This is a genomic window from Nocardia sp. NPDC059240, assembly GCF_042753865.1.
Classification (GTDB): domain Bacteria; phylum Actinomycetota; class Actinomycetes; order Mycobacteriales; family Mycobacteriaceae; genus Nocardia.
Genome location: NZ_JBHZAC010000003.1, coordinates 674,009 through 699,165, shown reverse-complemented (window position 1 = coordinate 699,165; position 25,157 = coordinate 674,009). Strand labels below are relative to the sequence as shown.

23 protein-coding genes are annotated in these 25,157 nt (G+C 68.2%); 13 read left to right on the top strand and 10 right to left on the bottom strand.

Annotation, left to right across the window (positions count from 1 at the left end):
* Positions 1-74: 74 nt before the first annotated feature.
* Entirely contained in the window at positions 75-545 is a 471-nt protein-coding gene (locus ACFXHA_RS13515) for an SgcJ/EcaC family oxidoreductase (protein WP_379356243.1), read from the bottom strand.
* 35 nt (positions 546-580) lie between these two features.
* Between ACFXHA_RS13515 and ACFXHA_RS13510 the strand changes: the two genes are divergently transcribed.
* Positions 581-2,092: an HD domain-containing phosphohydrolase gene (locus ACFXHA_RS13510; protein WP_379356241.1), complete on the top strand. Its 1,512-nt coding sequence runs from the start codon at positions 581-583 to the stop codon at positions 2,090-2,092.
* Positions 2,093-2,178: 86 nt separating this feature from the next.
* On the opposite strand, the gene ACFXHA_RS13505 is transcribed toward ACFXHA_RS13510, so the two are convergent.
* Positions 2,179-2,757, bottom strand: coding sequence for a TetR/AcrR family transcriptional regulator (locus tag ACFXHA_RS13505; protein WP_379356239.1), 579 nt, complete (start codon positions 2,755-2,757; stop codon positions 2,179-2,181).
* Positions 2,758-2,843: 86 nt separating this feature from the next.
* On the opposite strand from ACFXHA_RS13505, the gene ACFXHA_RS13500 reads away from it, so the two are divergent.
* Positions 2,844-3,737, top strand: a complete 894-nt coding sequence (locus ACFXHA_RS13500) for an NADP-dependent oxidoreductase (RefSeq protein WP_379356237.1) — start codon at positions 2,844-2,846, stop codon at positions 3,735-3,737.
* Positions 3,738-3,813: 76 nt separating this feature from the next.
* Here the strand turns inward: ACFXHA_RS13500 and ACFXHA_RS13495 are convergent, their stop codons facing one another.
* From ACFXHA_RS13495 to ACFXHA_RS13485, 3 genes are all read right to left on the bottom strand, one after another.
* A complete protein-coding gene (locus ACFXHA_RS13495) occupies positions 3,814-5,226 on the bottom strand; it encodes a three-helix bundle dimerization domain-containing protein (RefSeq protein WP_379356235.1) in 1,413 nt (470 codons plus the stop codon).
* Between the two features lie 155 nt (positions 5,227-5,381).
* The gene (locus ACFXHA_RS13490) at positions 5,382-5,816 is read right to left on the bottom strand and encodes a ferritin-like domain-containing protein (RefSeq protein WP_379356233.1); all 435 of its coding nucleotides are present in this window, start codon (positions 5,814-5,816) and stop codon (positions 5,382-5,384) included.
* Complete coding sequence (locus ACFXHA_RS13485) at positions 5,813-6,295, bottom strand: hypothetical protein (RefSeq protein ID WP_379356231.1); 483 nt, start codon at positions 6,293-6,295, stop codon at positions 5,813-5,815. The genes ACFXHA_RS13490 and ACFXHA_RS13485 overlap by 4 nt, the downstream gene beginning before the upstream one ends.
* Before the next feature lie 416 nt (positions 6,296-6,711).
* On the opposite strand from ACFXHA_RS13485, the gene rimP reads away from it, so the two are divergent.
* From rimP to ACFXHA_RS13445, 8 genes are all read left to right on the top strand, one after another.
* Positions 6,712-7,353, top strand: a complete 642-nt coding sequence (gene rimP, locus ACFXHA_RS13480) for a ribosome maturation factor RimP (protein WP_379356229.1) — start codon at positions 6,712-6,714, stop codon at positions 7,351-7,353.
* The gene (gene nusA, locus ACFXHA_RS13475) at positions 7,350-8,399 is read left to right on the top strand and encodes a transcription termination factor NusA (RefSeq protein ID WP_379356227.1); all 1,050 of its coding nucleotides are present in this window, start codon (positions 7,350-7,352) and stop codon (positions 8,397-8,399) included. Before rimP ends, nusA begins: the two co-directional genes overlap by 4 nt.
* Before the next feature lie 152 nt (positions 8,400-8,551).
* Entirely contained in the window at positions 8,552-8,860 is a 309-nt protein-coding gene (locus ACFXHA_RS13470; protein WP_379356683.1) for a YlxR family protein, read from the top strand.
* Between the two features lie 108 nt (positions 8,861-8,968).
* Positions 8,969-12,139 (top strand): translation initiation factor IF-2, encoded by a 3,171-nt coding sequence (gene infB / locus ACFXHA_RS13465; protein ID WP_379356225.1) that lies wholly within the window; start codon positions 8,969-8,971, stop codon positions 12,137-12,139.
* Between the two features lie 126 nt (positions 12,140-12,265).
* Positions 12,266-12,556: a DUF503 domain-containing protein gene (locus ACFXHA_RS13460; RefSeq protein ID WP_379356681.1), complete on the top strand. Its 291-nt coding sequence runs from the start codon at positions 12,266-12,268 to the stop codon at positions 12,554-12,556.
* Positions 12,557-12,575: 19 nt separating this feature from the next.
* Entirely contained in the window at positions 12,576-13,028 is a 453-nt protein-coding gene (gene rbfA / locus ACFXHA_RS13455) for a 30S ribosome-binding factor RbfA (protein ID WP_379356223.1), read from the top strand.
* 6 nt (positions 13,029-13,034) lie between these two features.
* The gene (locus ACFXHA_RS13450) at positions 13,035-14,024 is read left to right on the top strand and encodes a bifunctional oligoribonuclease/PAP phosphatase NrnA (RefSeq protein WP_379356221.1); all 990 of its coding nucleotides are present in this window, start codon (positions 13,035-13,037) and stop codon (positions 14,022-14,024) included.
* Positions 14,025-14,222: 198 nt separating this feature from the next.
* On the top strand, positions 14,223-15,110 hold the full coding sequence (locus ACFXHA_RS13445) for a DUF5995 family protein (protein ID WP_379356219.1): 888 nt from the start codon (positions 14,223-14,225) through the stop codon (positions 15,108-15,110).
* Positions 15,111-15,113: 3 nt separating this feature from the next.
* On the opposite strand, the gene ACFXHA_RS13440 is transcribed toward ACFXHA_RS13445, so the two are convergent.
* Entirely contained in the window at positions 15,114-16,733 is a 1,620-nt protein-coding gene (locus ACFXHA_RS13440; RefSeq protein ID WP_379356217.1) for an MFS transporter, read from the bottom strand.
* 72 nt (positions 16,734-16,805) lie between these two features.
* On the opposite strand from ACFXHA_RS13440, the gene ACFXHA_RS13435 reads away from it, so the two are divergent.
* Positions 16,806-17,381: a helix-turn-helix domain-containing protein gene (locus ACFXHA_RS13435; protein WP_379356215.1), complete on the top strand. Its 576-nt coding sequence runs from the start codon at positions 16,806-16,808 to the stop codon at positions 17,379-17,381.
* A gap of 31 nt (positions 17,382-17,412) precedes the next feature.
* Here the strand turns inward: ACFXHA_RS13435 and ACFXHA_RS13430 are convergent, their stop codons facing one another.
* Positions 17,413-18,981: a mucoidy inhibitor MuiA family protein gene (locus ACFXHA_RS13430; RefSeq protein WP_379356213.1), complete on the bottom strand. Its 1,569-nt coding sequence runs from the start codon at positions 18,979-18,981 to the stop codon at positions 17,413-17,415.
* Positions 18,982-19,535: 554 nt separating this feature from the next.
* Here ACFXHA_RS13430 and ACFXHA_RS13425 point away from each other — a divergent pair.
* Positions 19,536-20,888 carry an MATE family efflux transporter gene (locus tag ACFXHA_RS13425; RefSeq protein WP_379356679.1) on the top strand — a complete coding sequence of 451 codons (1,353 nt, stop codon included), beginning with the start codon at positions 19,536-19,538 and terminating at the stop codon, positions 20,886-20,888.
* Positions 20,889-20,910: 22 nt separating this feature from the next.
* On the opposite strand, the gene ACFXHA_RS13420 is transcribed toward ACFXHA_RS13425, so the two are convergent.
* The 3 genes from ACFXHA_RS13420 to ACFXHA_RS13410 form a co-directional block, all read right to left on the bottom strand.
* A complete protein-coding gene (locus ACFXHA_RS13420) occupies positions 20,911-22,056 on the bottom strand; it encodes a Rieske 2Fe-2S domain-containing protein (RefSeq protein ID WP_379356211.1) in 1,146 nt (381 codons plus the stop codon).
* Positions 22,053-22,841 (bottom strand): SDR family NAD(P)-dependent oxidoreductase, encoded by a 789-nt coding sequence (locus ACFXHA_RS13415; protein ID WP_379356209.1) that lies wholly within the window; start codon positions 22,839-22,841, stop codon positions 22,053-22,055. The genes ACFXHA_RS13420 and ACFXHA_RS13415 overlap by 4 nt, the downstream gene beginning before the upstream one ends.
* A gap of 61 nt (positions 22,842-22,902) precedes the next feature.
* Complete coding sequence (locus ACFXHA_RS13410; RefSeq protein ID WP_379356207.1) at positions 22,903-23,421, bottom strand: nucleotide exchange factor GrpE; 519 nt, start codon at positions 23,419-23,421, stop codon at positions 22,903-22,905.
* A gap of 49 nt (positions 23,422-23,470) precedes the next feature.
* Between ACFXHA_RS13410 and ACFXHA_RS13405 the strand changes: the two genes are divergently transcribed.
* Positions 23,471-25,153 carry an Hsp70 family protein gene (locus tag ACFXHA_RS13405; RefSeq protein ID WP_379356205.1) on the top strand — a complete coding sequence of 561 codons (1,683 nt, stop codon included), beginning with the start codon at positions 23,471-23,473 and terminating at the stop codon, positions 25,151-25,153.
* The last annotated feature ends 4 nt before the right edge of the window (positions 25,154-25,157 follow it).

Here is a 25,157-nt window from a genome sequence, read left to right as displayed (position 1 = left end):
CGCCGTTTCCACTGACAGTCGGTGGCCCGCCGTAGGACGACGGGCCACTCGAAAGATGCTGCGGTGCAACCGGATCAGGGCCGGTCGGCGACCACGTATGGGCGGCAGTCGACGAACCGCCAGCCGTCGCCGTCACGTCGGAGCAGGGCCGAGAGGTGAACGGTGAGAGCGGTTTCGCCGGTGGGGGCGGTGATGATCTGCTCGGCGTCCAGCAGCGCGTGGTCCCCGTCCACGGCCCGGGTCCGCTCGAGGGTGCAGCTCGTGGTGGTGCCCGCGAGCATGCCCCGGAAGTATTCGCCGTACATGGCGGCGACCCCGTTTCGGCCGTCGGCACGCTCACCGAAGGGGTTGATCAGCGAACCGTCGGCGGTGAACAGTTCGCTCAGAGCCGTGCCGTCATTGGTCTTCCAGGTGTCGGCGAGCCGATCCAGGAACGCGGTGATGCCGGAGAGTTCGGTGGTGGTCATGATGGTCTCCTCGATGATCGATGCCGGGTCACCCGGATCCGGCGGGTAGCTCAACGATGCGCGGACACCGCTGGTCACCGCGTCGGGAGAACTCCCTATCTATGATTCATCGGGTGGAGGTGAAGCCCACCCGGGCCGAGGTGGCCGTACTGCTGGCCACCATGCAGGATCACGCGCTCGGACAGCCGCCGGGCTGCCAGCTCCGTGCCGCCGTCCTCGGGCACAGCCTCGCCCGGGCGGTGGGAGCCGACCCCTCGGAATGCGAAACCCTCTGGTGGACTTCCACCTTGCGCTTCCTCGGCTGCACCGGTCACGCCTTCGACATGGCCGTCGTCTTCGGCGACGAGATCGAGATGCGGGCCGCCGCTGCCCGGCTCGACATGTCCGATCCGCTGGCGATGGCACGCGCCATGGTCGGATTCGCCGGGCGGGACCGGCACGGCCCGGACCGCTACCGCGCGAAGCTGTCCGCGCTGGCCGGAGGCCGCCGGGCCGCGGAGTTCAACTTCCGGACCGCCTGCGAGGTCGCCGACGTACTCGCCGAACGCCTGGGTCTGGACGACACCGTGCAGGCCGCCCTACGCACCTCGTTCGAACGGTGGAACGGCCGCGGCTACCCGCACGGCGTACAGGGCGACGCGATCCCACGCGTCATGCGCATCGCACAACTCGGCTACGAATTCGAGGTCATGTCCCGCCTCGAAGGCGTCTCCACCGGACTCGACATCGTCCGGGCCCGCCGCGATCGCGCCTACGATCCGGCCCTGGCCGACCTCCTGCTCGAGCACGGGGCCGACTGGTGGAATGCCCTCGAATCCGCCGACCCGTGGGAGGTGGCCCTGGCGATCGCGCCCGTGTGCGCACCCCTCGACGGCGTTCAGGTCCATGCGGCACTACTGGTCCTCGCGGACTTCGCCGACCTCAAATCACCGTGGACCGCAGGCCATTCCAGAACCGTGGCCGCCCTCGCCCGCGACGCGGGCGGACCAGCCGCCGAGGCCGCGGCCCTCGTCCACGACCTCGGCCGAGTCGGCGTCCCGAACACCATCTGGGACAAGCCCGGCCCCCTCACCCGCGACGAGCGCGACCGCGTCGAATACCACGCCCTGCTCACCGATCAACTGCTCCGCCGCATCCCGTCCTTGGCGGTCCTCGCCGACGCGGCGGCCGGCACCCATGAACGGCTCGACGGCTCCGGCTACTGCCGACGGCTGCACGGATCTCAACTCGACGACACCCAGCGCGTCATCGCCGCCGCCGACTGCTACGCCGCCATGACCTCCGACCGCCCCCACCGCGCCGCACTCGCACCCGCAGCGGCCGCCACCGCACTGCGCGCCATGACCACCGACGGCCGCTTAGACGCCGAAGCCGTCGAACGCGTCCTGGACGCCGCCGGCCACCGCCGAAATGCCCGACCGCCCAACCCCTCCGGCCTCACCGCCCGCGAAATCGAAGTCCTCCAACTCCTGGCCATCGGCCTCAAAACCCGCGAAATAGCCACCCGCCTGGTCATTTCCACCAAAACCGCCGACCACCACATCCAGCACATCTACACCAAAATCAACGCCTCCACCCGAGGCGCCGCCACCCTCTTCGCCATCGAACACGGCATCCTCCGCTGATACACAAGATCAAGGTGTACTCAGCGCGGTAATTCGGACAGATTCCCGCGCTGAGTACACCTTGATCTTGTTGCGCCGGTGGGGATTCAGGGGGCGGGGCGGTTGGCCCAGGCGGCCTCGATCATGGGGAAGAGGTCGTCGAGGGCGGCGGCGGGGTCGGTGGAGTCTCGGGCCAGTGCGTAGGCGTTGATCACGGACCTCGCGATTGCGCGGCAGGATGGGGTAGTCGGGGGCAGGGCGAGGTCGGTGGCGATGGCTGTTGCCAAGGAATCCGCGTAGCGCAGGTGCATCGACTCCTCGTAGATCCGCAGCGCGGGGGAGTTGTCGATCATGTTTCGGATCGGGGCGGCCTCGTCGGAGGCGCAGTGCCGGACCATCGCGACGATCTCGCGGCGCAGCGCGGGGATGAGCGGCTCGTCGGGCGCGCGATCGACGACGGCCTGCGCGAGGCGGCGCTCGAAGTTCTCGTCCTGTTCGAAGACCAGGGCCTCTTTGCCGGTGAAGTGGGAGAACAGCGTGGTCACGGCCACGTCCGCCGCGGCAGCCACATCGCGAATGCCCACCGCGTCGTAGCCGCGTTCCAGGAACAGATCCAGCGCGGTGTCGGCGATCTTCTGGCGGGTCGCGGCTTTCTTGCGCTCGCGGCGGCCGGTCGGCACGGTCATGCCCTGACACTATCAGCTGCGAATAAGTACCTGATCCAAAAAACTACCCGTTGCAAAACACTAACCGTTAGTCCTATGTTGGGTTCATGAAAGCAGTGCGCTTCGCCGAGTACGGCGGCCCGGAAGTCCTGCAACTCCAAGACGTGGCCGAACCCCATCCCGGCCCCGGACAGCTCCGCATCGCCGTCCGAGCGGCGGGGGTGAACCCCCACGATTGGCGCGTCCGCGAGGGCCAGTTCCAGCGGATCCGCCCGATCGACCTACCCACCGGCGTCGGACAGGACGCCGCCGGCATCGTGGACGAGATAGGCGCGGGCGTCACCGGAATCGCCCTCGGCGACAGCGTGTTCGGCCGCGGCCGCAACACCTACGCCGAACACGCGGTCCTCTCCTCCTGGGCGCGCCTGCCCGACGGGATGACCTTCGCCGAAGCGGCGGGCTACCCGTCGGTGGTCGAGACCGCACTGCGCGTCCTCCGTCTGGTCGGCATCGAACCCGGCCAGACCTTGCTGGTCAGCGGTGCATCCGGCGGCGTCGGTTCCGCGGTCCTCCAGATCGCCCGCGACCGCGGCATCACCGTCATCGGCACCGCCGGCCCCACGAACCAGGACTACCTGCGCAGCCTCGGCGCGATCCCCACCACCTACGGCCCCGGCTGGGTCGAGCGCGTCCGCCGCCTCGGCCCCATCGACGCCGCCCTGGACCTGACCGGCGCGGGCGTTCTGCCCGGCCTCCTCGAATTGACCGGCGACCCCGACAAAATCATCACCATCGCCGACCTGGAAGCCTCCATGCTCGGCATCCGCTTCGCCGGCGTGGGCGGCCCCATGCCCGAAGCCCTCTCCGCCGCAGTCGATCTCATCGCCCGCGGGCAGCTGGCGATCCCTGTCGACCGCTCCTACCCCCTGGCCGCCGCCGCGACGGCCCACGCCGACAGCCAGTCCGGCCACACCCGAGGCCGTCGAGTCCTGCTCGTCTGACCCGGCCGTGCGGCAGTGCCCGAACGCACTCCGGGCCGGACACCAGGTGGTGTCCGGCCCGGATTCGTGCAGGGCGTCAGTTGTAGGACTTGGCGACGCCGTCGAGGAGGTGTTCGAGGGTGTCGTAGTCGGGTGGGGTGACCTGGTTGACGAGGTTGATGTCGACCGGAACCTGATGGGCGGCGGTCACATTCGTGAACAGGGTGGTGTCGGTGGGGCGGAAGCCGTGCTCGGCGGCCAGACGCTGCAGGTCCGGGTCGGTGGTGAGCAGCTTGCCGAGCCGGTCGCCCTTGTCGTTGAGGGGGACCACGGTGTGCTGGGACATGACCGTCGGCTTCGGGTACATCAGGACCATGTCCGGCTTGAGCTGGTTGTGTACCGCCGCGTCGACGTACTGGGCCTCGTAGATCCAGGCCATCGGCACCGTGCCCATGCCGTTGGACAGGTAGTCCTTGAACGGGCCGTCACTGCTCGCCTCGGTGTAACCCTGTCGGGTGAACAGGCGCGAAACCCGGGACACCGCATAGTCTTCCGCCTTCGCGCCACGCACGATCGTGTTGTCGTTGGCGACATAGGCGGTCACCGCCAGATACATGGCGGCGGAATTCGAGGTGCGCGGATCGGTGGTGGAGACCAGCACGTTCTTGGGCACCGCGTACGTCGAGTTGCCCTCGAGCTGATTCCACTGCACCCCCTTCTCCGCCAGCGACAGATACTTCTCGACGTCGAAAGTCGTTGTCGCGCCGGGCGCCACGATCCCGGCCTGGGTCAGCAGATCGGCGATCGGCTTGAAGGTGGCGATCGCCATGGGGGAGGAGAACGGCACATACTTGCCGGTCACCCCACTCTTGCGCTGCACCAGCTCCGCCGCGGCGGAACTCGACGGGAACGCGAAATCGAACTTGCCCAAATCCACCGAGGTCGCGATCTGCCGCGACCCGGCGGGCTCCACATCGACCTTCAGCCCGTGCTTGGCCAGCGCGTCGGCGACCTTCGGATCGTCGAAGAAGGCCGACTTCTCCGACCCCACCACCCCGTGCACGGTCGTCAACGCGGGTGCGGCCGTGGTCGCCGACGGCGAATCCGACTGCTGCACCGCGAACGCCACGCCGACCGCCAGCACGACGGCGGCCCCGGCCGCGACGACGCCCAGCGTCCGCTTGTGCTCCGACAAACGCACCGGCACGAAACGTCCCGCGACCGCCGCGAACACGTTCGTGGTGTCCGCCGCCGGGCCGCTCGGCCCCGACTTCGACAAATCCACCTGCACCGCAGCGGTTTTCGTCCGCGTCGGATCCAACTCGCGCCGCGCAATCCGCTCGACGAGAATCGGTACGAAATCCCGCACCGAATGCCCCTCGAACCGCTTGCGCACCGCACCCACCACGGCCTCGACCCGCTCCGCCGGATGCGCCTCGCCATAGTCCTCGACCAGGCGATCGGTCACCTCCCGCAGCGCCTTCTCTTCCCGCGCAACATCCACCGCCACAACATCTCCCTTGACCCGGCACCGAATACGGTTGCGCGGCAGGAAAATACGAAAAGCCGCGCCGCCAGGACCCTAGGCCCCCAGAGTGCCCGGCCAGGGTCGCGCACACAAACGTCAAGTACGCCTGAGCGAATTTCCGGTGACCAACACTCGGGTCAGGGTTTGCCGGGGAATGCGATCGTGGCGGGGTTGGTGCCGAGGACGGACTGCCAGGTGGCTAGGCGCAGGGCGCATTCGGTGAGGGCGTCGAGGCCGGTGCGGCGCAGGTCGGAGGTGGTTGCGTGCTGGACGACGGTGTACCAGGCGGCGGCGGTGTCGGATTCGACGGTGACCGCGAGTTTGGCGGCGGGGATGGGGTCGTTGACGGGGATGGGGGAGGTGTAGGCGGCGGCGGGTTCGGGGACCGTTGCGCCGGAGGCTGCGAGGGCGTCGATGGTGGCGTCGCGGCGGGCGCGATGGGATGCCGTGTATTCGGCGACGAGTTTGTCGCGGTCGTGGTTGGCGTAGGCGGCGATCACGCCGTAGGCGTAGACAGCGGCGTATTCGGCGCTCAACGCATCGATGAGTGCCTGCTGGTCGGTCGTGGTCATGCCAGGAGAACCCCCGCGTGCGTGGCGCAGGACGCGCTGATCGAAGAAAGGAGACCGGCGCGATAGCCGGAGAGCTGGACCGACAGGTCGGCGGCCGTGCGCTGCGACTGCTGCAACTGCGTGCGCAGCGCGGCCACGGCGGGCGGTGGCACCGGCGCGGTCGGGGTGACCGGCGGGGTGCGATGGCTGGGCAGCGTGCCGTCACCGTAAACGCCTACGGCACGGTCGATTTCGGTGCGCAGCGCATCGGCGTGCGCGGTGCGCTGGGTGGCGATGATCTGCAGCGCCCCGGCCTTGTCGGGGCTGGTCGCGATCGCGGCGGTGGCGGCCGCGGCGTCCGTGCGGGCCGAAGTCTCCTGTGCGATCAGCGGATCCGGCGGCTTCGGCTTGTCGTCCTGCGCGCAGGCGGCCAGCGCGCCCACGGTCGCCACCGCCAGCGCGCCCCCACCGGCCAGCCGCAAGGCGACCCGGCGATTCACGGCACTGAAGGGAGGCTCGGGCGAGGGTTGGGCGGCTCCGACACGATCCCTCGGGACCGTGAAACCGACTACACCGGCCGGATGGCCGCTCTGACTGCTGGGCACGGCATACATGGTGCCAGCCGTCGCCGACGGCTTGCTGCGCGAGGGCGGTCAGATACCCTGTGATCTGGAACGACGGGCAACCGTCACTGGCGCGTCGCGAGTGGACACGCCGCAGGCACCGCAGCGCCGACCATGCCGAACTCGAGCGAGTTGGCTGGTCCTTTACACTCTTTCCGCGCGTTACGCTAGATCTCCGGCACGGTATTTCGCCGAATCCGCCCTCCCGAGGGCGAAATGAGCTCGCCGACCGTGCCAACCAGTACGAACACCGACAACTTCACCCGTGACAACTGAACCAGGAGCCGCCCCATATGCCGATGCCGACCGAGGAAAGGGTGAGCCAGCTAGTAGCTGAGCTCGTCGAACGCCGAGGATTCGACCTCGAAGGCGTCGCGCTTTCGGCTGCCGGTACAGCACACGCCAAGGTCACCGTGACCGTCGACAGCGACGGCTCCGCCGACCTGGACGCCGTCGCGGACCTGAGCTCGGACATCTCGCAGGCCCTCGACGACGCCGGTGACTTCGGCGAAACCCCGTACCTGCTCGAGATCACCACCCCCGGCGTCGACCGCCCGCTCACCGCCCTGCGCCACTGGCAGCGCGCCCAGGGCCGCAAGGTCAAGATCGTCCTGTGCCCCGGCGTCGAATCACCGGAGGAGAAGGGCAAGACCACCTTCGAGGCCCGCGTCGGCGTCGCCACCGACACCGATATCGCGCTGGTCCTCGGCGGCAAGCGGAAGCCACACCGGGTGACGGTGCCGCTGGCCGACATCCAATCCGCCGTCGTCCAAGTGGAATTCAATCCACCCGGCGCGGCCGAACTGGAACTGGCAGGGGGAGTCGCACCGGGCCGCCCGCAGCCCGGCGCGCCGGAGGACACCACCGAGTCCGACGCAACCACCGAAGATGCAGCAGCAGAATCCGATTCACTGACCGAAGGGATCGTGGAATGAACATCGAAATCGAAGCCCTGCGCGCGATTGTCGCCGACAAGGGGATCTCGATGGAGACCGTGATCTCCGCGATCGAGTCCGCCTTGCTGACCGCCTACCGGCACACCGACGGCCACCAGGCCAACGCCCGCATCGACATCAACCAGAAGACCGGTGTCGTGCGCGTGATGGCCCGCGAGGTCGACGCCGACGGCAATGTCATCTCCGAATGGGACGACACCCCCGAAGGTTTCGGCCGCATCGCCGCCACCACCGCCCGCCAGGTCGTGCTGCAGCGCCTGCGTGACGCCGAGAACGAGAAGTCCTTCGGCGAATTCGCCACCCACGAGGGCGACATCGTCGGCGGTGTCGTGCAGCGCGACGCCCGGATGAACGCCCGCGGCACCATCGTGGTCCGCATCGGCTCCGAAGCCCATGGCGCGGAAGGGGTCATCCCGCCCGCCGAGCAGGTGCCGGGCGAGACCTACGAGCACGGCGACCGCATCAAGTGCTACGTGGTCGGTGTCTCCCGTGGCCCGCGCGGCCCGCAGATCACCCTCTCGCGCACCCACCCCAACCTGGTGCGCCGCCTGTTCGCGCTGGAGGTCCCCGAGATCGCCGACAGCTCGGTGGAGATCGTGGCCGTGGCGCGCGAGGCCGGGCACCGCTCCAAGATCGCGGTGCGTTCCACCGTCCCCGGCGTCAATGCCAAGGGCGCGTGCATCGGCCCGATGGGTCAGCGCGTGCGCAACGTGATGAGCGAACTGGCCGGCGAGAAGATCGACATCATCGACTTCGCCGATGATCCGGCCACTTTCGTCGGGAATGCGCTGTCCCCCTCGAAAGTTGTTTCGGTCACCATCGTCGACCCCGACGCCCGCGCCGCGCGGGTGGTGGTTCCGGACTTCCAGCTCTCCCTGGCCATCGGCAAGGAGGGCCAGAATGCCCGCCTGGCGGCCCGGCTGACGGGCTGGCGGATCGACATTCGCTCTGATGCGGCACCGGATATGCAGGGCGGTGTGCGCCCGGCCGCGGCGGCCGGTGGCGGCGAGGCCCACCGGGGTTGATCTTGCCGGATTCATCCGGCCCGGTCGCTCCCGAGATTTGTGAAACAGACCCCTCGGATGACAGGTTGGTAACTTCCAAGGGGTACGGATGCGGAGATCGGGACGTGACAGCGGTAGAGTGGACGAAGGCTCAGCGCGAGTCGTCGGCTTCTCTGCGTGCCGAACGGGTGTCAGCAAGATCAACACCCGTCCGGACCTGCATCGGATGTCGGCAACGCGAGCTGGCTGCCGATCTGATGCGGGTCGTGGCGCAAGGGTCTGTCGAAACTGGGCAGACGATTGTGGTCGTTCCGGATCCGCGGCGCAGACTTCCCGGACGGGGTGCGTGGTTGCACCCCACTTCCGCTTGTCTGAGTCAAGCAGTTCGGCGTCGAGCAATCGGCAGAGCACTACGAGTGTCCGGACATCTGGATATCTCAGCCCTGGAGCATTACGTAGAGAACAGGCACGAGAACTCATGAGCACACCGTGAAGTCCCAGAAATGATCGGCCTTCGAAATTAGTCGAGGTCGTGCGCGCGTCCCGTCGTGAAACGGGCTGCCGCGCTCGACCTCTGAGTGAGGAGAGCAGTGGCAGGCAAGGCCCGCGTGCACGAGTTGGCTAAAGAACTCGGTGTCACGAGCAAAGAACTACTCGCGCGGCTCAAGGAGCAGGGCGAGTTCGTGAAGTCGGCGAGCTCGACGGTGGAAGCACCCGTCGCGCGTCGTCTGCGGGAGTCGCTCGCACCCAAGAGCGCCCCCGCCAATGGAAACGCCAAGTCGGCGTCCCCCAGGCCCAGTGGTGACGGTGCCCCGCGTCCGGCGGCCAAGCCGGCGACCCCGGGTGCCGGTCCGCGTCCCGGTCCGCGTCCGGCGGCTCCCGCCCCGGCCCCGGCTCCGGCCCCCGCAGCGCCCAAGCCCGTGACCCCGGTCGCGGCGGAGCAGGTGGCCCCGGCCGCCCGCACCGAGGCACCCAACCCCGCACCGGCGGTTCGCCCGGGCCCCGCGCCCAAGCCCGTCGTGCGTGAAAACGTCGCTCCCGCAGCGTCTTCCGCCCCGGCGACCCCGGCCCCGCGTCCGGACGCCCCGCGTCCCGCGCAGCCGGCTCCGCGTCCGGCGGCGGCTCCGCAGCCGAACGCTGCGGCTCCGAATGCCGCGGCCTCGAACGCTGCGGCTCCGAGCCCGTCGGCCGCGCCGCGTCCGGCCGGTCCGAAGCCGGGTCCGAAGGCGCCGCGCGTCGGCAACAACCCCTTCTCGTCGGCTCCGGAGCGTCCCGCTCCGCGCCCGGCCCCCCGTCCGGGTGGCCAGCAGCAGGGTGGACAGCAACAGGGCGGTCCGCGCCCCGGTGGCCCCCGTCCGGGTGGTCAGCAGCAGGGCGGTCCGCGTCCCGGTCAGCAGCAGGGCGGTGCCCGTCCGGGTCCCGGCCAGGGTGGTCCGCGTCCGGCTCCGGGTCAGGGCGGTCCGCGTCCGGCTCCGGGCCAGGGTGGTCCGCGTCCGGCCGCCGGTCAGGGTGGACCCCGTCCCGGTGGTCCGCGTCCGAGCCCCGGCTCGATGCCTCCTCGTCCTAACCCCGGTGCCATGCCGGCGCGCGCTCAGCGTCCGGCCGGTGGTCCCGGTGGCGGCGGTGCCGGTCGTCCGGCGCGTCCGGGTGGTCCCGGCGGTGCCGGTGGCGGTCGTCCCGGAGGCGGCGGTGGCGGTGGCTACCGCGGCGGCGGCGCTCCCGGTGCCGGCGCTGGTGCCGGTGCGGGTGCGGGCGGTAACACCGGTGCTCCCGGTGGTTTCCGCGGTCGTCCCGGTGGCGGTGGCGGCGGTGGTCGTCCCGGTTCCGGTGGTGGTCGTGGCGGTGCCGCGGGTGCCTTCGGTCGTCCCGGTGGCGCGCCCCGCAAGGGCCGTAAGTCGAAGCGGGCGAAGCGCGCCGAGTACGAGAACCAGCAGGCTCCGATCGCCGGTGGCGTGCGGCTGCCCCGCGGCAACGGCGAGATCGTTCGCCTCGCCCGTGGCGCCTCGCTGTCGGACTTCGCCGAGAAGATCGGCGCCAACCCGGCCTCGCTGGTACAGGCGTTGTTCAACCTCGGTGAGATGGTCACCGCTACCCAGTCGGTGAACGAGGAGACCCTCGAGCTGCTGGGTTCGGAGATGAACTACGTCGTGCACGTGGTCTCCCCGGAGGACGAGGACCGCGAGCTGCTCGCCAACTTCGACCTCACCTACGGCGAGGACGACGGCGACGAGGAAGACCTGCAGATCCGTCCGCCGGTCGTGACCGTCATGGGTCACGTCGACCACGGTAAGACCCGACTGCTGGACACCATCCGTAAGGCCAACGTCCGTGAGGGCGAGGCCGGCGGTATCACCCAGCACATCGGCGCCTACCAGGTGCTCTCCGAGGTCAACGGCGAAGAGCGTCTCATCACCTTCATCGATACCCCCGGTCACGAGGCGTTCACCGCCATGCGTGCCCGTGGTGCGAAGGCCACCGATATCGCGATCCTCGTGGTCGCGGCCGACGACGGCGTCATGCCGCAGACGGTGGAGGCCATCAACCACGCGCAGGCCGCGGATGTGCCGATCGTGGTGGCGGTCAACAAGATCGATAAGGAAGGCGCGAATCCGCAGAAGATTCGCCAGCAGCTGACCGAATACGGTCTGGTCGCCGAGGAATACGGTGGCGAGACCATGTTCGTCGACATCTCCGCCAAGCAGGGCACGAACATCGAATCGCTGCTCGAGGCGGTCGTCCTGACCGCCGACGCTTCGCTGGATCTGCGGGCGAACCCGGACATGGACGCGCAGGGTGTGGCCATCGAAGCCCACCTCGACCGTGGCCGTGGCCCCGTGGCGACCGTGCTGATCCAGCGCGGCACCCTGCGGGTCGGCGACTCGATCGTGGCGGGTGACGCCTACGGTCGCGTCCGCCGCATGGTCGACGAGCACGGCGACGATGTCGTGGCGGCCCTGCCGTCGCGGCCCGTCCAGGTCATCGGTTTCACCTCGGTGCCGGGTGCAGGCGACAACCTGCTCGTGGTCGAGGAAGACCGGATCGCGCGTCAGATCGCCGATCGCCGCAACGCTCGCAAGCGCAACGCCCTGGCCGCGCGCAGCCGCAAGCGGATCTCCCTGGAAGATCTGGATGCCGCTCTGAAGGAGACTTCGGAGCTGAACCTGATCCTCAAGGGCGACAACTCCGGTACCGTCGAGGCCCTCGAAGAGGCGCTGCTCGGTATCGATGTCGGCGACGAGGTGCGTCTGCGCGTCATCGACCGCGGTGTCGGTGGCGTCACCGAGACCAACGTCAACCTGGCGTCGGCCTCCAACGCGATCATCATCGGCTTCAACGTCCGTGCCGAGGGCAAGGCGACAGAGCTGGCGAACCGCGAAGGCGTGGACATCCGCTACTACTCGGTCATCTACCAGGCGATCGACGAGATCGAGAAGGCCCTCAAGGGTCTGCTCAAGCCGATCTACGAGGAGCACGAGCTGGGTCGGGCGGAGATCCGTCAGATCTTCCGTTCCTCCAAGTTCGGCAACATCGCCGGTTGCTGGATCACCTCCGGGTCGGTCAAGCGCAATGCCAAGGCGCGCCTGCTGCGTGACAACGTCGTTGTCGCGGAGACGGTGACCATCGCGTCGCTGCGTCGCGAGAAGGATGACGTGACCGAGGTTCGTGAAGGCTACGAATGCGGTATCACGCTGACCTTCAACGACATTCGTGAAGGTGACATCATCGAGGCCTACGAGCTGCGGGAGAAGCCGCGCGACTAGGAAGCTTTACACGATCCCGCCGGGCCTTCGGGTCCGGCGGGGTTGTGGCCTTGTTTTTGAAGTGTCCCAGCCCTTTCCGGGTAACGGTGCGCGCATTTCCCGGGGCGCGTTCATATGACTGAAAAGATGTTTTTCGGAGCGCTCGAGTTCGATATCTTGCTCGGTGATGTTCATTCACTGAAGGAGAAGCGCTCTGTCATTCGCCCGATCATGGCCGACCTGAAACGGTTCGACGTGAGTGTCACCGAGGGCGGAGATCATGACCGTTATCGACGGACCTTGCTCGGTGTGGCAATGGTCAGCTACGGCATGAACCACCTGACCGAGGTGCTGGACAAGTGTGAACGGCACATCGCCAATCGTCCGGAGTTAGAGTTGCTGGCAGTACGCCGCCGCATCTTCGGACCCGAAGACTGAAGAAGTGAGGAGGCTCGGCATGGCTGACCAGGCTCGAGCACGCCGACTCGCAAAGCGCATCTCGTCGATCGTGGCTACCGCGATCGAGTACGAGATCAAGGATCCGCGACTGCGGTTCGTCACCGTCACCGACGCAAAAGTGACCGGTGACCTGCGTGAGGCAACAATTTTCTACACCGTCATGGGTGAAACCATCGACGCCGAACCCGACTACGCCGAGGCCGCCGCCGGTCTGGCCAAGGCCGCCGGCATCCTGCGGTCCAAGGTCGGCGCGGGCACCGGGGTGAAGTTCACCCCGACGCTGGCGTTCAAGCTCGACAAGGTGCCCGAGGCGGCACGCGAGATGGAAGAGCTGCTGGCCAAGGCCCGTGCCGTCGACGCCCGCGTGGCGCAGGTGTCGGTGGGCGCGAGCTACGCCGGTGAGGCCGACCCGTACAAGTCCGACGAGGACGAAGCAGACGGCGAAGCCTGACCTGCCGTGACCCCCGTTGATGTCACTCCCGCCGTCGAGATTCTCGACCGCGCGAAATCGGTGACGATTCTCTGCCACGTCCAGCCCGATGCCGACACCGTCGGCAGCGGGCTGGCGTTGGCGCAGGTGCTGCGTCGACGCGGGGTCCCGGTCGTCGTCGCCTTCGCCGAACCGGCCGAACTGCCGGTCTCCATGCGGTCGCTGCCCGCCACCGACCTGCTGGTGCCCGCCGACAAGGTGCCGCGCGAGGTCGACGTGCTGGTCTCCGTGGACTGCGGCAGCGCCGGTCGCCTCGGCGTGCTGCGTGACCGATTGGACGGCGCCGCAACAACTTTGGTCATCGACCACCACCGCTCCAACACCCGATTCGGCAAGGTCAACGTCATCGACGAGAACGCCGAATCCACCGCCGGCGTCATCGCCCGCGTCCTGGACGCCTGGGGCGAACCCATCGACCGCGATATCGCACACTGCCTCTACGCCGGATTGGTCACCGACACCGGCTCTTTCAAATGGGTCCGCCCCGGCTCCCACGCCCTGGCCGAACGCCTGATCGCCACCGGCATCGACGCCGCCGCCATCACCCGCACCCTCATGGACACCCACCCCTTCGCCTGGCTCCCAATGCTGTCGCGAGTCCTGTCCTCGGCGCAGGTCCTCCCCGACGCGGCGAAGGGCGCGGGCCTGGTCTACGCGGTAGTCCGCCGCGAGGACACCGAAGCCGTCCGCTCCGAAGAAGTCGAATCCGTCATCGACCTGATCCGAACCACCGCCGAAGCCCAAGTCGCCGCCGTCTTCAAGGAATCCCGCACCGCCCCCGACTACTGGACGGTCTCCCTGCGCTCCCACGCCAACCCCGACGGCACCCCCGGCGTAGACGTCGCCTGCGTAGCCACCGCCCTCGGCGGCGGCGGACACCGCTACGCCGCAGGCTATTCCACCGCCGGCCACCTGGACACCCTGCTCGAGGCTCTCAAAGCCCGCTTGAGTGACTGAGCCCACCGTCCGTGCGGGGCGTGAATCACCGCACCGGCGGGCTCGCGTGGCACTGTGACAACCGGATCCGGATCTCCTTGTGCCGCCGCATGGTTCGACTCCGATCAGGGCCCGGATCAGCGATTATCGCAATTTGCTATGAAATAGCGCTGTCGGCAGACTCCCTGGGAACATTCGTCTTTGGGAGTCACAACAGTCATGGTTCAAGCCACCCGCTTCGCCCTCGTGCTGGCGATCGCCACCGCGATCACCGCCGCCTCCGCCGCCACCGCTGCCGCCGATCCGGCCGCGCCCAGCGGTTCCGCCGGGGTCATCACACCCGCCGGACCGAGCGTCGCGCGTGCCCTCGCCGCGGCCGAGAGCGCCGAGTTGGTCGCGCTGTCCGACCCCGCCACCGTGGCCGACCTGCACGACGGTCAGCGCCGCATGGAACGGATCGCCGAGATCTTCGCGGGCGCACACGATCGCCGCGGCATCTTCGCGATCTTCTATCGCAATATCCTGCGCGACGCGAACCCGGTTCTGGATCAGGGCAACTTCGACGATCCGGCCTGGGCCCGCGCGGTCAGCGCCGAATTCTTCCGGATCTACCTGGTGAATCTGCACAGCAATCTGACCGGCGGTACCGTCACGCCGGAGTGGGCGCGCTATTACGACCTGGCCGCGGACCCGGCCCGTTCGCCCGGGCGCGTGGCCGCCGCGGCGCTCGACGCGCACCTGCACATCGACTTCCCGGAGGCCATCGCCGCCACCGGAACCCTTGCCGCGCACACCCGGGACTTCTTCGTCATCGGCGACTCGCTCATCGCGACCACCAACCACATCACCGCCGATCTGGACGCCGTGTACGGCGCGAAGCTTGCCGACTTCTTCCACGCCTACTTCGTGGGCCCCGCCCTCGACTCGGTGCTGGGTGAGAACGCGACCAGCTACGTCATGTTCCAGAGCGTGCGCGGGGTTTCCTTCGCCAATGGCCTGGCGCTCGGAACTCCGGCGCTGCACGATGCGACCGCACTGGAAATGCGCGTGATGTACCAGACCGCCGAAACAGTCTTCGACGGTCTGGAAGCCGTCGACCTGATCTGAGGGTCAGTCCGGTCGGCCGACGCCACGCACGAGGACGAAGGCGAACAGGGCGACCATGACGGCGACGCCCGCCCACATGGCCTGCTGCCAGCCGTCGATGAAGGACTGTTGGGCGGCGTGGATCAGGTTTTGCGCGTGTGGGCCGGTGCTGGCGGCCACGTCGACGGCGTTCGCGATGCCCTCTCGGGCGGTGTTCGCGGCGGCGGCCGGAATGCCTTGTAGGCGTGGGGCGATGGCGTTGCGGTAGCCCGCCGATACCAGTGCGCCCAGCAGTGCGACGCCGAGTGCGGTACCGAATTCGCGGGTGACGTCATTGAGTGCGGAGGCTACGCCCTGCTGCTCGCGGGGCAGGGAGCCGGTGATGGCCTCGGTGGCGGGGGTCATCGACAGGCCCATGCCGATACCCATGGCGAGCAGTCCGGGCAGCACGGGGAGGTAGCCGCCGTCGACCGAGACGAAGACGGCCATCAGTGCCGAACCCGCGGCGGCGAAGGCGATTCCGGTGGCGATGGTGGCGCGGGAGCCGATGCGGGCGGCCAGTTTCGGGGCCAGGCCCGAGGTCGCCATCATCATCACGGCCAGCGGCAGCATCGCCACCGTGGACAGCAGACCCGACCAACCGAGCACGGCTTGGAAGAACGGGAACAGGACGACGGCGATACCGGCCTGTACGCCGAAAACCACCAGCAGCGTGAGTGATCCGCCCGCGAGTCCGCGCTCGCGGAACAGGCGCACGTCCAGTAGTGCGGCGTCGCGGCGTCGCAACTCCCAGACGATGAAGCCGACGGCGGCGAGGAGCCCGGTGGCGAGACCGATCACTGTCACGGGCGCGGTCCAGCCGCGTTCCGGGCCTTCCTGCAGGACCAGGATCAGACCGACCACGGCGACGGCCGACAGCAGTGCGCCCACACCGTCGAACGAATGTGGGGAGTGCGCACGGGAATTGGGCACCGATCGCAGGGTCATCGCCAAGGCCGCGAGCACCAGGACGACGGGCAGCACGAACAGCCATCGCCAATCCGCGACATCGACGAGCAGTGCCGACAGGAACATGCCCAGGATGCCGCCGCCCCCGGCGACGCCGGTCCAGACGCCGATCGCCTTGCCGCGCTGATCTTGCGGGAAGGTCGCGGTGATGACAGCGAGCGTGATCGGCATGATCATTGCCGCACCGATTCCGGCGGCCGCGCGGGCGATCAGCATCACCTCGGTCGACTGGGCCAGGCCCGCAGCGACACTCGCGGCCCCGAAAACGGTCAGTCCGGTAATCAGCATGGGTTTGCGGCCCCACCGGTCACCGAGTGCGCCCAGTGGCAGCAGCAGGGCCGCCAGCACGAGGGTGTAGAGATTGATGATCCAGAGGATGGTGGTCTGGGAGGCGCCGAATTCGACGGCCATCTGGGTCTGGGCGACGTTCAGTCCGGACACCGAGGCGATGACCGCCATCAGGGCGATCGAGACGGCGATCAGGATTGCGCGCAGCCGCCGGGGATCGGGGGTGTCGGTAGACACTGTCTGCGCCTGGATGGACAGTGCCTGCCCGTTAGTAGACAGTGTCTGCGCGCCGGTTGCCGGTGTCTGCAGCCCGGTTGCCGGTATCTGCTCGGCCTGGTTCGTACTCATGGGTTCCTCTCCGCAAGTGCTCGTACCAGCGACGATAAGCATTGTTTGCATGAGAGGCATAGACTCTTGCCTATGACGCAAGAAGATGGCGGCCTGGACGGCCTCGTACGCCAGCGGATCCGCGCGTTGCGTGTCGCCCAGGGCTGGTCGCTGGAGGAACTGGCCGGGCGGGCCAATCTCAGCCAGTCCTCGCTGAGCCGGATCGAGAACGGACAGCGCCGCCTCGCGCTCGATCAGCTCGTCATCCTGGCTCGCGCGCTGGACACCAGCTTGGACCAACTGGTCGAGACCGCCGATGAGGATGTCGTCATCAGTCCGATGATCAATGCCTCGCATCAGACGATGCGCTGGCCCATCAAGGGCGATCCCGGCGTGCATGTGGTCCGGCAGCGGCTCACCGACCCGCCGCCGGACAACCCGGCCCGGATGCGCGCGCACCCGGGCCGGGAATGGCTGGTCGTGCTGTCGGGCACCGCGATCCTGCTGCTCGGCGACCGCCGCTTCCGCATCGAGACCAATCAGGCCGCCGAATTTCCCACCATGATGCCGCACGCTCTCGGGGCCGAAGGCAAGCCGTGCGAGATCCTCGGCATCTTCGACCGGGATGCCCGGCGCGGGCACCGATCCGACGACCAACCCGCCGACTGACCGCGACCGCGCCGGGCCCGGACCGAGTGTGTCAGTCCGGCAGGCCGAAGATCGTGACGCCCTTGGGGGCCTCCACCCGGTAGCCGAGGGTGATGGCCGAGGTGGCCTGCGGGTCGAGATTCAGCTTCCAGGTGAGGATTCCGAGCTCGTCGCGCTCGGCGGGCGGCTTGATCACCGTCTCCTTGACCGTGACGGTGGTGTCGCGGGCCACCGGGAGGCGATCCAGGACGGTGACCGTGGTGGGGCGCTTGCCGTGATTGGCGACGGTGATCGTGTACTCCCATTCGACCCGGCGGGCCGAGCCGAGGGTGGCCTTGGAGGCGTTGCGGCGCACCAGTTCTCGTTCGACGCGGATGCGGTCGTCCACGCCGAGGGCGAGTTCGCGTTCCTCACCGGGGGCCCAGATGTCGAGGTTCGTCGCGCCGACGTATTCGCTGTCGTTGAACAGCGACGCGCGGCCCTTGGGCAGGGTGTGCTCGGAGGTGTTGCGAGCGGTGGCGCGCAGGATCGCCTCGGGGGAGCGGATCGGGGCGGTCACGTGATCCAGGTCGGCCTCGAGGTCGAGAGCGGTGATCAGCGTGCGGTGTTCGGTCCCGTCGGCGGCGACGGCGACCGGACGCTGCGGGGAATAGGTTGCGGCCGTGGCACCGTGCTCCACAGTGGTGACGGCTTCCCGGACCGGGGCGGGCGCCGGCATGGGCGGTGCCCCGCCGGGCGCGCCCGGGGGCATGGCCATCGCGGCGGGCATGGGAGCGCCTTCCGGGCTGCCGTAGGAGCGGGAGGCCCGCGCCCTGCGGGTCGGCTCGGGCGGGGTGGTGCTGAGATACCAGGGGTCCAATTCGGGCACGTCGAGAGCGACGGCCGGGCGAGCTGTGGACAATTCGAGTCGGCATTCGGGCCAGTCCTCGCCGGTCTGCTGGCTGACCAGCCCGAACCAGCGCAGGCTCAAACCCTTGTCGTCGATGCGCAAATCGTAGGTGCTGGACCATTTCGCGCCCGGCACCACGTAGGACAGTTCCAGTTCGACGGTCGCCGGTTGGGCGGCGTCGACGGTGATGACCGCGGCCCGGATGTCGGGGCGGTTCTTGCGGCCGAGGTCGGCCAGCCGCCGTTCCAACGAGTTCTTCTCTCGAATCTTGTCCTGCCGCAGGCCCGCTCGCTCCCGGCGTCCGGCGTGGACGGCGGCGTACTGGGCCTCGAGGCTGTCGCCGAACGCGACGACCCGCTCATCCGATGCCTTGGCCAGCTGCCCGGCGGACTTCTGCACCAGTCGTTGCAGGAATTCGACGCGGGCATCCGCGGCCTTGTCCGCGTCGGCAAGCTCGGTGAGCGCGACATCGACTTCGTCTCTGCGCGCGGTCAGTTCGGCCACCTGCTCATCGCTGGGCTCGGGCTGTCGCTCGGTGACAATGTCCACCCCGAGCACCGTCACCTCGCCCCGCCCGGCCACGCGAATCGAGTCGCGCAGCAGTTCCATCGGCAGGGGAGCGACCCGAATCCGATGCTCACCCGCCTCGAGCGTCGCTTTACCGGACCGGGTGACCCGCGCCCGATCCGGATAGACCGTCACCGCCGCGATTGCTGTCTCGAGATCGACCATGCCGCCCAGCCTGCCCGAGCCGCGGTCGGGAGTCGACGTGATTACGCCCGCGAATCGTGGTGTCGTCGAGGCGCGCCGCGAATCGCGCTGCCGGTGTGGCCTTCGCGGCCGCAGGGGCCGACCGGAATAGGGCCGGTCGGTTGGATGCGGACACTGACATATGTTTGCGTAACTATGTATCGGCCTCTGCGATAGGCGGCGTCGGGCGATCGCGGTCACGATTGCAAGCAGGCCCGGATGGAGCCGGGGTGCCACCGTCGGCGGCTGGCGGTGAGCCGAGGTCGCACGTGGGACATATTCGGGGGACATATATTTGCGCCGTGCCGGGCATGCGGTGCCCCGTCGGCGGTACTGGCTCGGCGCGGGTGCGGGCGGGAAACCCGCTGGTGGCGTGCTGGTTCGGGGCGGAAGAGGGCGGACCGGCAGGCGCGGCGCGGCTGGGTGGGGGCGTCGTACCGGTGTGGGATGGTGAGCTGATGAGCAGCACCGAGATTGTCGATGGCGAGGACCCCGGATCTATCCGGAAGTCCCAGCAGACCGGAGGGGCTCGGGACATGCTGGCTGCCGCGCGCGGGGCCGAGGCCGCGGCGGCGGGCCCGCGGCGGATTCTGGGGATCGCGATTCCGACGCTCGGGGTGTTGGTCGCGGAGCCGATCTATCTGCTGTTCGATATGGCCGTGGTGGGGCGGTTGGGGGCGTTGGCGCTGGCCGGGCTGGCGGTCGGGGGTTTGGTTCTGGCGCAGGTCAGTTCGCAGTTGACGTTCCTGAGTTACGGGACCACCGCGCGGGCGTCGCGGCGGCACGGGGCGGGGGATGAGCGCGGGGCCGTGATCGAAGGGGTGCAGGCCAGTTGGATCGCGGTGGGGGTGGGGTTGGCGATCGTGGCGGTGGTGCAGATCTTCGCGGGGCCGATCACCAGGGCCATCGCGGGCGGGGATGACATTGCGTCCAAGGCGGAGTCGTGGGTGCGGATCGCGCTGTTCGGGGTGCCGCTGATCTTGCTGTCGATGGCCGGGAACGGGTGGATGCGCGGGGTCCAGCAGACTCGGCGGCCATTGTTGTACGTGCTTGCCGGACTGGTGATTTCAGCAATTCTGTGCCCGCTGCTGGTGCATGGCCTGCTGGGTGCCCCGCGGCTCGAGCTGGAGGGCTCGGCCATCGCGAACCTGGTGGGCCAGACGATTTCCGGCGCGCTGTTCGTGAGCGCCCTGTGGCGCGCCAAGGTGCCCCTCGCGCCGCACATCACGATCATGAAGGCGCAGTTGGTGCTCGGCCGGGATCTGATCGTGCGCAGCCTGGCGTTTCAGGCCTCGTTCGTCTCGGCCGCCGCCGTCGCTTCCCGTTTCGGCGCGGCCTCGGTGGCCGCTCATCAGCTGGTCCTGCAGATCTGGAATTTCCTTGCCCTGACCCTGGATTCGCTCGCCATTGCCGCCCAGACCCTGGTCGGTGCCGCGCTGGGAGCCGGAAACGCCCGTGGCGCACAGGGTTTGGCACGCCGGATCACGGCCTGGTCGGCGATGTTCTCGGTGGCGTTGGCTGCCCTCTTCGCGGCCGGGTATTCGGTGATCCCGCGTCTGTTCACCACCGACCCGTCGGTACTGGATCGCACCCATGTGGTCTGGTGGTTCTTCGTCGCCATGATTCCGGTGGCGGGTGTGGTCTTCGCCCTGGACGGCGTCCTGCTCGGCGCCGGCGACGCGGCGTTCCTGCGCAATGCCACCCTCGGTTCGGCGCTGATCGGCTTCCTGCCGATGATCTGGCTCTCCCTCGCCTACGACTGGGGCATCGGCGGAATCTGGACCGGTCTGGTCGCCTTCATGCTGCTGCGCCTGATCGCCGTCAGCTGGCGTGCGTTGTCGGGACGGTGGGCGCAGGTGGGAGCCGAGGTGCCGGGACGGTTGGGCTGATCCGTCCCGGCCTCGTACCGCTCTATTCGGCGGAGCCATTGCCCTGGGCGGCAGCCTGTTTCGCGAGGTTGTCGGCGACCTCGGCCTCCCAGTGCTGGTTGGCGAGGGTGGTGTCGACCTCGTATTCGAAGCGGTCGGTCATTTCGGGTTTGATGTCGGCGACGTCGACGTAGAACTGTTCGTACCAGCGGCGGTGTTGGTAGACCGGGCCGTCCTCCTGGGTGAGGAGGGGATTGTCGATGCGGGTCTTGTGTTTCCAGATTTCTACGTCCTGGAGGAAACCGACGCCGAAGCTCTTGCCGAAGGCCTTGGCGAGTTTGGCGGACTTCTCCGGGGGGAGGCCCTTGATGCGTTGCACGCTGACGCCCCACTGCAGCATGAAGGAATTGTGGGTGACGGGGTAGTGGCAGTTGATGAGGGCCACTTCCACGGTGTTGTCGCCGAAGTCGTTGTGCAGGTAGTTGATCATGTAGGAGGGCCCGAAATACGAAGCCTCCGAACGCAGTAGCGACATCTCCTGCGAATAGTTGGACTTCGCGTGGATGTCGGGGCGGCCCTTGGAATGCAGGAACTGGGTGGCCACGTGCCCTTCGAAAACGTTCTTGAAGTACACCGGGTACGCGAAATGGATGTAGAAGAAGTGCGCCATATCGACGTTGTTGTCGATGATTTCGCGACAGTGCGCGCCCTCGATGAGCAGCGAGTTCCAGTCCCAGGGGCTCCACTCGTCGGTGCCCATGCCCTCGATGTGCGGGATGGCGACCTCCGGCTGCGGGGGATTGCCCTCCGGGTCGTTCCAGACGAAGAACTGCCCGTTCTCCTCGCAGGTGGTCCAGGATCGGGTGCGCGCCAACGGCGGAACGCGGCGCGCGTAGGGAATGGCGGCGCATTTGCCGTCGCCGCGCCAGCGCCAATCGTGGAAGGGGCAGGCGATATTGTCGTCCTTGACGCTGCCGTAGGCGAGATCCGCGCCCATGTGCCGGCAGTAGCCGTCGAGGGCGTGCAATTCGCCCTTGCTGTCGGACCAGATCACGATCTTGGTGCCGAAAGCATTGACCGAGTGAGGTTGTCCGTCGCGGAAGGTTTCCGCGAGTCCGAGGCAGTGCCAGCCCCGGGCGAATCGGGTCATCGGCTCGCCGACATCGATACTGCGATAGTGCTGGCTCATTTGCGTCCTCCGCGATTGATGATCGGGGCCATCACATCGGGCAGCATTCGATTGAGCCCGATAATGATCCGGTTGTATGCGGGAAAACTGATGTACTGCTTGTTCTTCGCGACACCGTCGAGAATGGCGTCGGCGGCGGCCAGGGGTGTCACCTTGGCGAAGGGGAGTTTGTCGATGGTGGCGCGGTAGTTGTAGCCGGGCAGGTTCACGGCATTGTCGAAGATGCCGGTGTCGACGACCCCCGGCAGCACCACGCTGACCTTGATGCCGTGCGCGGCGGCCTCGGCGCGCAGCGAGGTGCTCAGGCCGACGACGGCGTGCTTGGTGGCGGCGTAGGCGGTCGAGCGCGCGACCGGCATGACGCCCGCGCTGCTGGCGGTGTTGACGATGTGCCCGCGGCCCTGTTTCAGCATGTGCGCGTAGGCGAGTTGGGTGCCGTGCACGACGCCCCAGAAATTGACGTCGACGATGGTGTTCCAGACGGTGTCGGTCATGTCCGCGAAATCGCCGCCGACCACGATGCCCGCATTGTTGAACATGAGATCGAGCCGGTCGTGTTCGGCGACGGCGCGTTCCACGACTTCGGCGAGGGCCTCGCGGTCGGTGACGTCGGCGACCATGGTGGTGAGGTCGCCGCGGCTGCCGGCCGCCAGCGAATCCAGGCCGGTGACTTCGCGATCCACCGCGTAGACGGCCGCGCCCTGGGCCAGCAGCCGGGTGACGAGCGCGCGCCCCATGCCGGAAGCGGCACCCGTCACGATCGCGGTCGCGGAGGAATAGGTCATGTGCCCGAGGTTAAGCACTTGTGATTATTAGAACAAGTGTCAGTTTATGGGCACGGGTCGATCAGAACCTGCGATACCGGCGGACAACGACTTTCGCCGGGCGAATGGACCGATCCCCGACGGTCAGGCCGGGCTGGATAACGGACTCGACGGTTCGGTCCGCTTCCGGATCATCGGTATCGGAGAGCTCGGCGGCCTCCATCACCTCCGGATCGAAGGCCGCCCCGCGGAACGGTGTCACCAGTTGACCACCGCGCTCGGTCAGCATCCGTTCCACGCGCCGGCTGATCGCCTCGAAGCCCGGCCGGTCCGCCTCCGAATTGGAGGTCGAGGCGAAGGTCTGGGCCAGCCCGTGCAGGGCGAACAGATCCCGCAGCATCGGTGCGTCGGCTTCGGCGCGCTCATCGCGGATCTGCACCTTCGCTTCGTCGGCTAGTCGCTCGATGGTGGCGGCCTGCCGGGCGATCACCCGCGCGAGGTCGTCGATGCGTTCGGTAATGCGGTCGAGGCTCGTCGCGGGTACCGCCACTGGGGTCTCGGCTACCTCGGTCATCGCGGCCGCCGGGGCTGGATCGGTCATGGTGGAACGATAGACCCAGCTGTCGGTCCCGGCTGCTACCATCGCCGACGTGGGGGTCTACGGAATCGATCTTGGCACAACGAATTCGGCAATTGCGGCAATCGACGCGGATGGTCGGCCGCAGGTGCTGATCGGACTGAACGGCGAACCGACCGTCCCGTCTGTGGTGTTGTTCGCCTCGGCCACCGATCACGTCGTGGGGGAGGGCGCGCGGCGACAGGCCCGCCTGGACCCCGATCACGTCTGCACGCTGGTGAAACGCCGCATGGGGGATGCGGAATGGCGTTTCGGTGCGCACGGGCAGATGTGGTCCGCGCCCGCGGTGTCCTCGCTGATTCTGAAAAGCCTTGCCGCCGATGCCGAATTCGGCGGCGGCGAACCGGTGCGGCGGGTGGTGATCACGGTGCCCGCCTACTTCGGTGACGAGGAACGCCGCGCCACCATCCAGGCCGGGACCTATGCCGGCTTCGATGTGGCGGGCGTGCTGTCCGAACCCATCGCGGCGGCGCTGGCCTACGGTTTCGGGCGGCTCGACGGCGGTATCGAGATCGACAAGGGCCCGGCGCGGGAGACCGTGCTGGTCTACGACCTCGGCGGCGGCACCTTCGACGCCACCGTGATCGAACTGGCCGACCGGCGCATCTCGGTCCTGGCCGTGGAGGGCGACCATCAACTCGGCGGCGCGGACTGGGACGAGCGGCTGGCGCTGCACCTCTCGCAGCGCTTCTGCGCCGCCAACCCGGATGCCGAAGACCCGCTTGACGATTCGGTCGGCTCCCAGCTGCTGGTGCTGGCCGCCGAACAGGCCAAACACGAGCTCACCACCGCCGAGACCACCGAGGTGGTGATCGCGCACGACGGCGCGCGGGCGGTCATCGAACTGACCCGCGACGAAGTCGAGACCATGACCGCCTCGCTCATGCGGCGCACCCTCGACCTCACCCGGGCGGTGCTGGCCGCGGCCGGGCAGCGCGGAGTACGGCACGTGGATCGGCTGCTGTTGGTCGGCGGCTCCTCACGGATGCCGATGGTCGCCGAACAACTACAGAAGGAATTCGGGCTCTTCGGTGAGCTGCGCGACCCGGACCTGTCGGTGGCGCGCGGGGCCGCGCTCTACGGCGAGAAGCTCGAGATGGAGCGGCTGGTGTCCGCCGACCTGATCACCCGCGGCCGACTACGCGACGGCGCAGAGCTTTTCGAGGCCGATCCCGCGGATTTGGAGGCGGCGCTCAAACGGGTGGCCGACTCGTTCGGGCAGCCGGTGAGTCTGGTGCGGCGCATGCTCGAGATCCAGGTGGACACCGTGGTGTCGCGCGGGTTCGGGGTGCTGGCGCTGGATCCGTTCAACGGGCTGGCGGCCAGTTGGCTGGTGCATCGCAATCAGACGCTGCCGATCAAGGTGAAGCGCTCCTACGGCACGGTGCGCGCCGATCAGGATCAGATCGAGTTGACCATTGTCGAACAGCAGGGGCAGGCGGCCTCGACCCGGCCCGAGGACTCGAAAGTCTTGGTGGCAGGCCGGATCAGCGATATTCCGCCCGGATATCCGGAGGGCAGCGAGGTCCGGGTGACCTTCGAGATGGGGTTCGACGGGGTGCTGCACGTGACCGCCTATCACGTGGACGCCGATATTCCGCTCACGCTGTCGGTGCAGACCGGGGCCACACTGTCGCAGGCCGATGTCGAGCGGGAGCTGGATCAGTTGCAGCGCACCCGCCGCCGCAACTCCTGAGAGC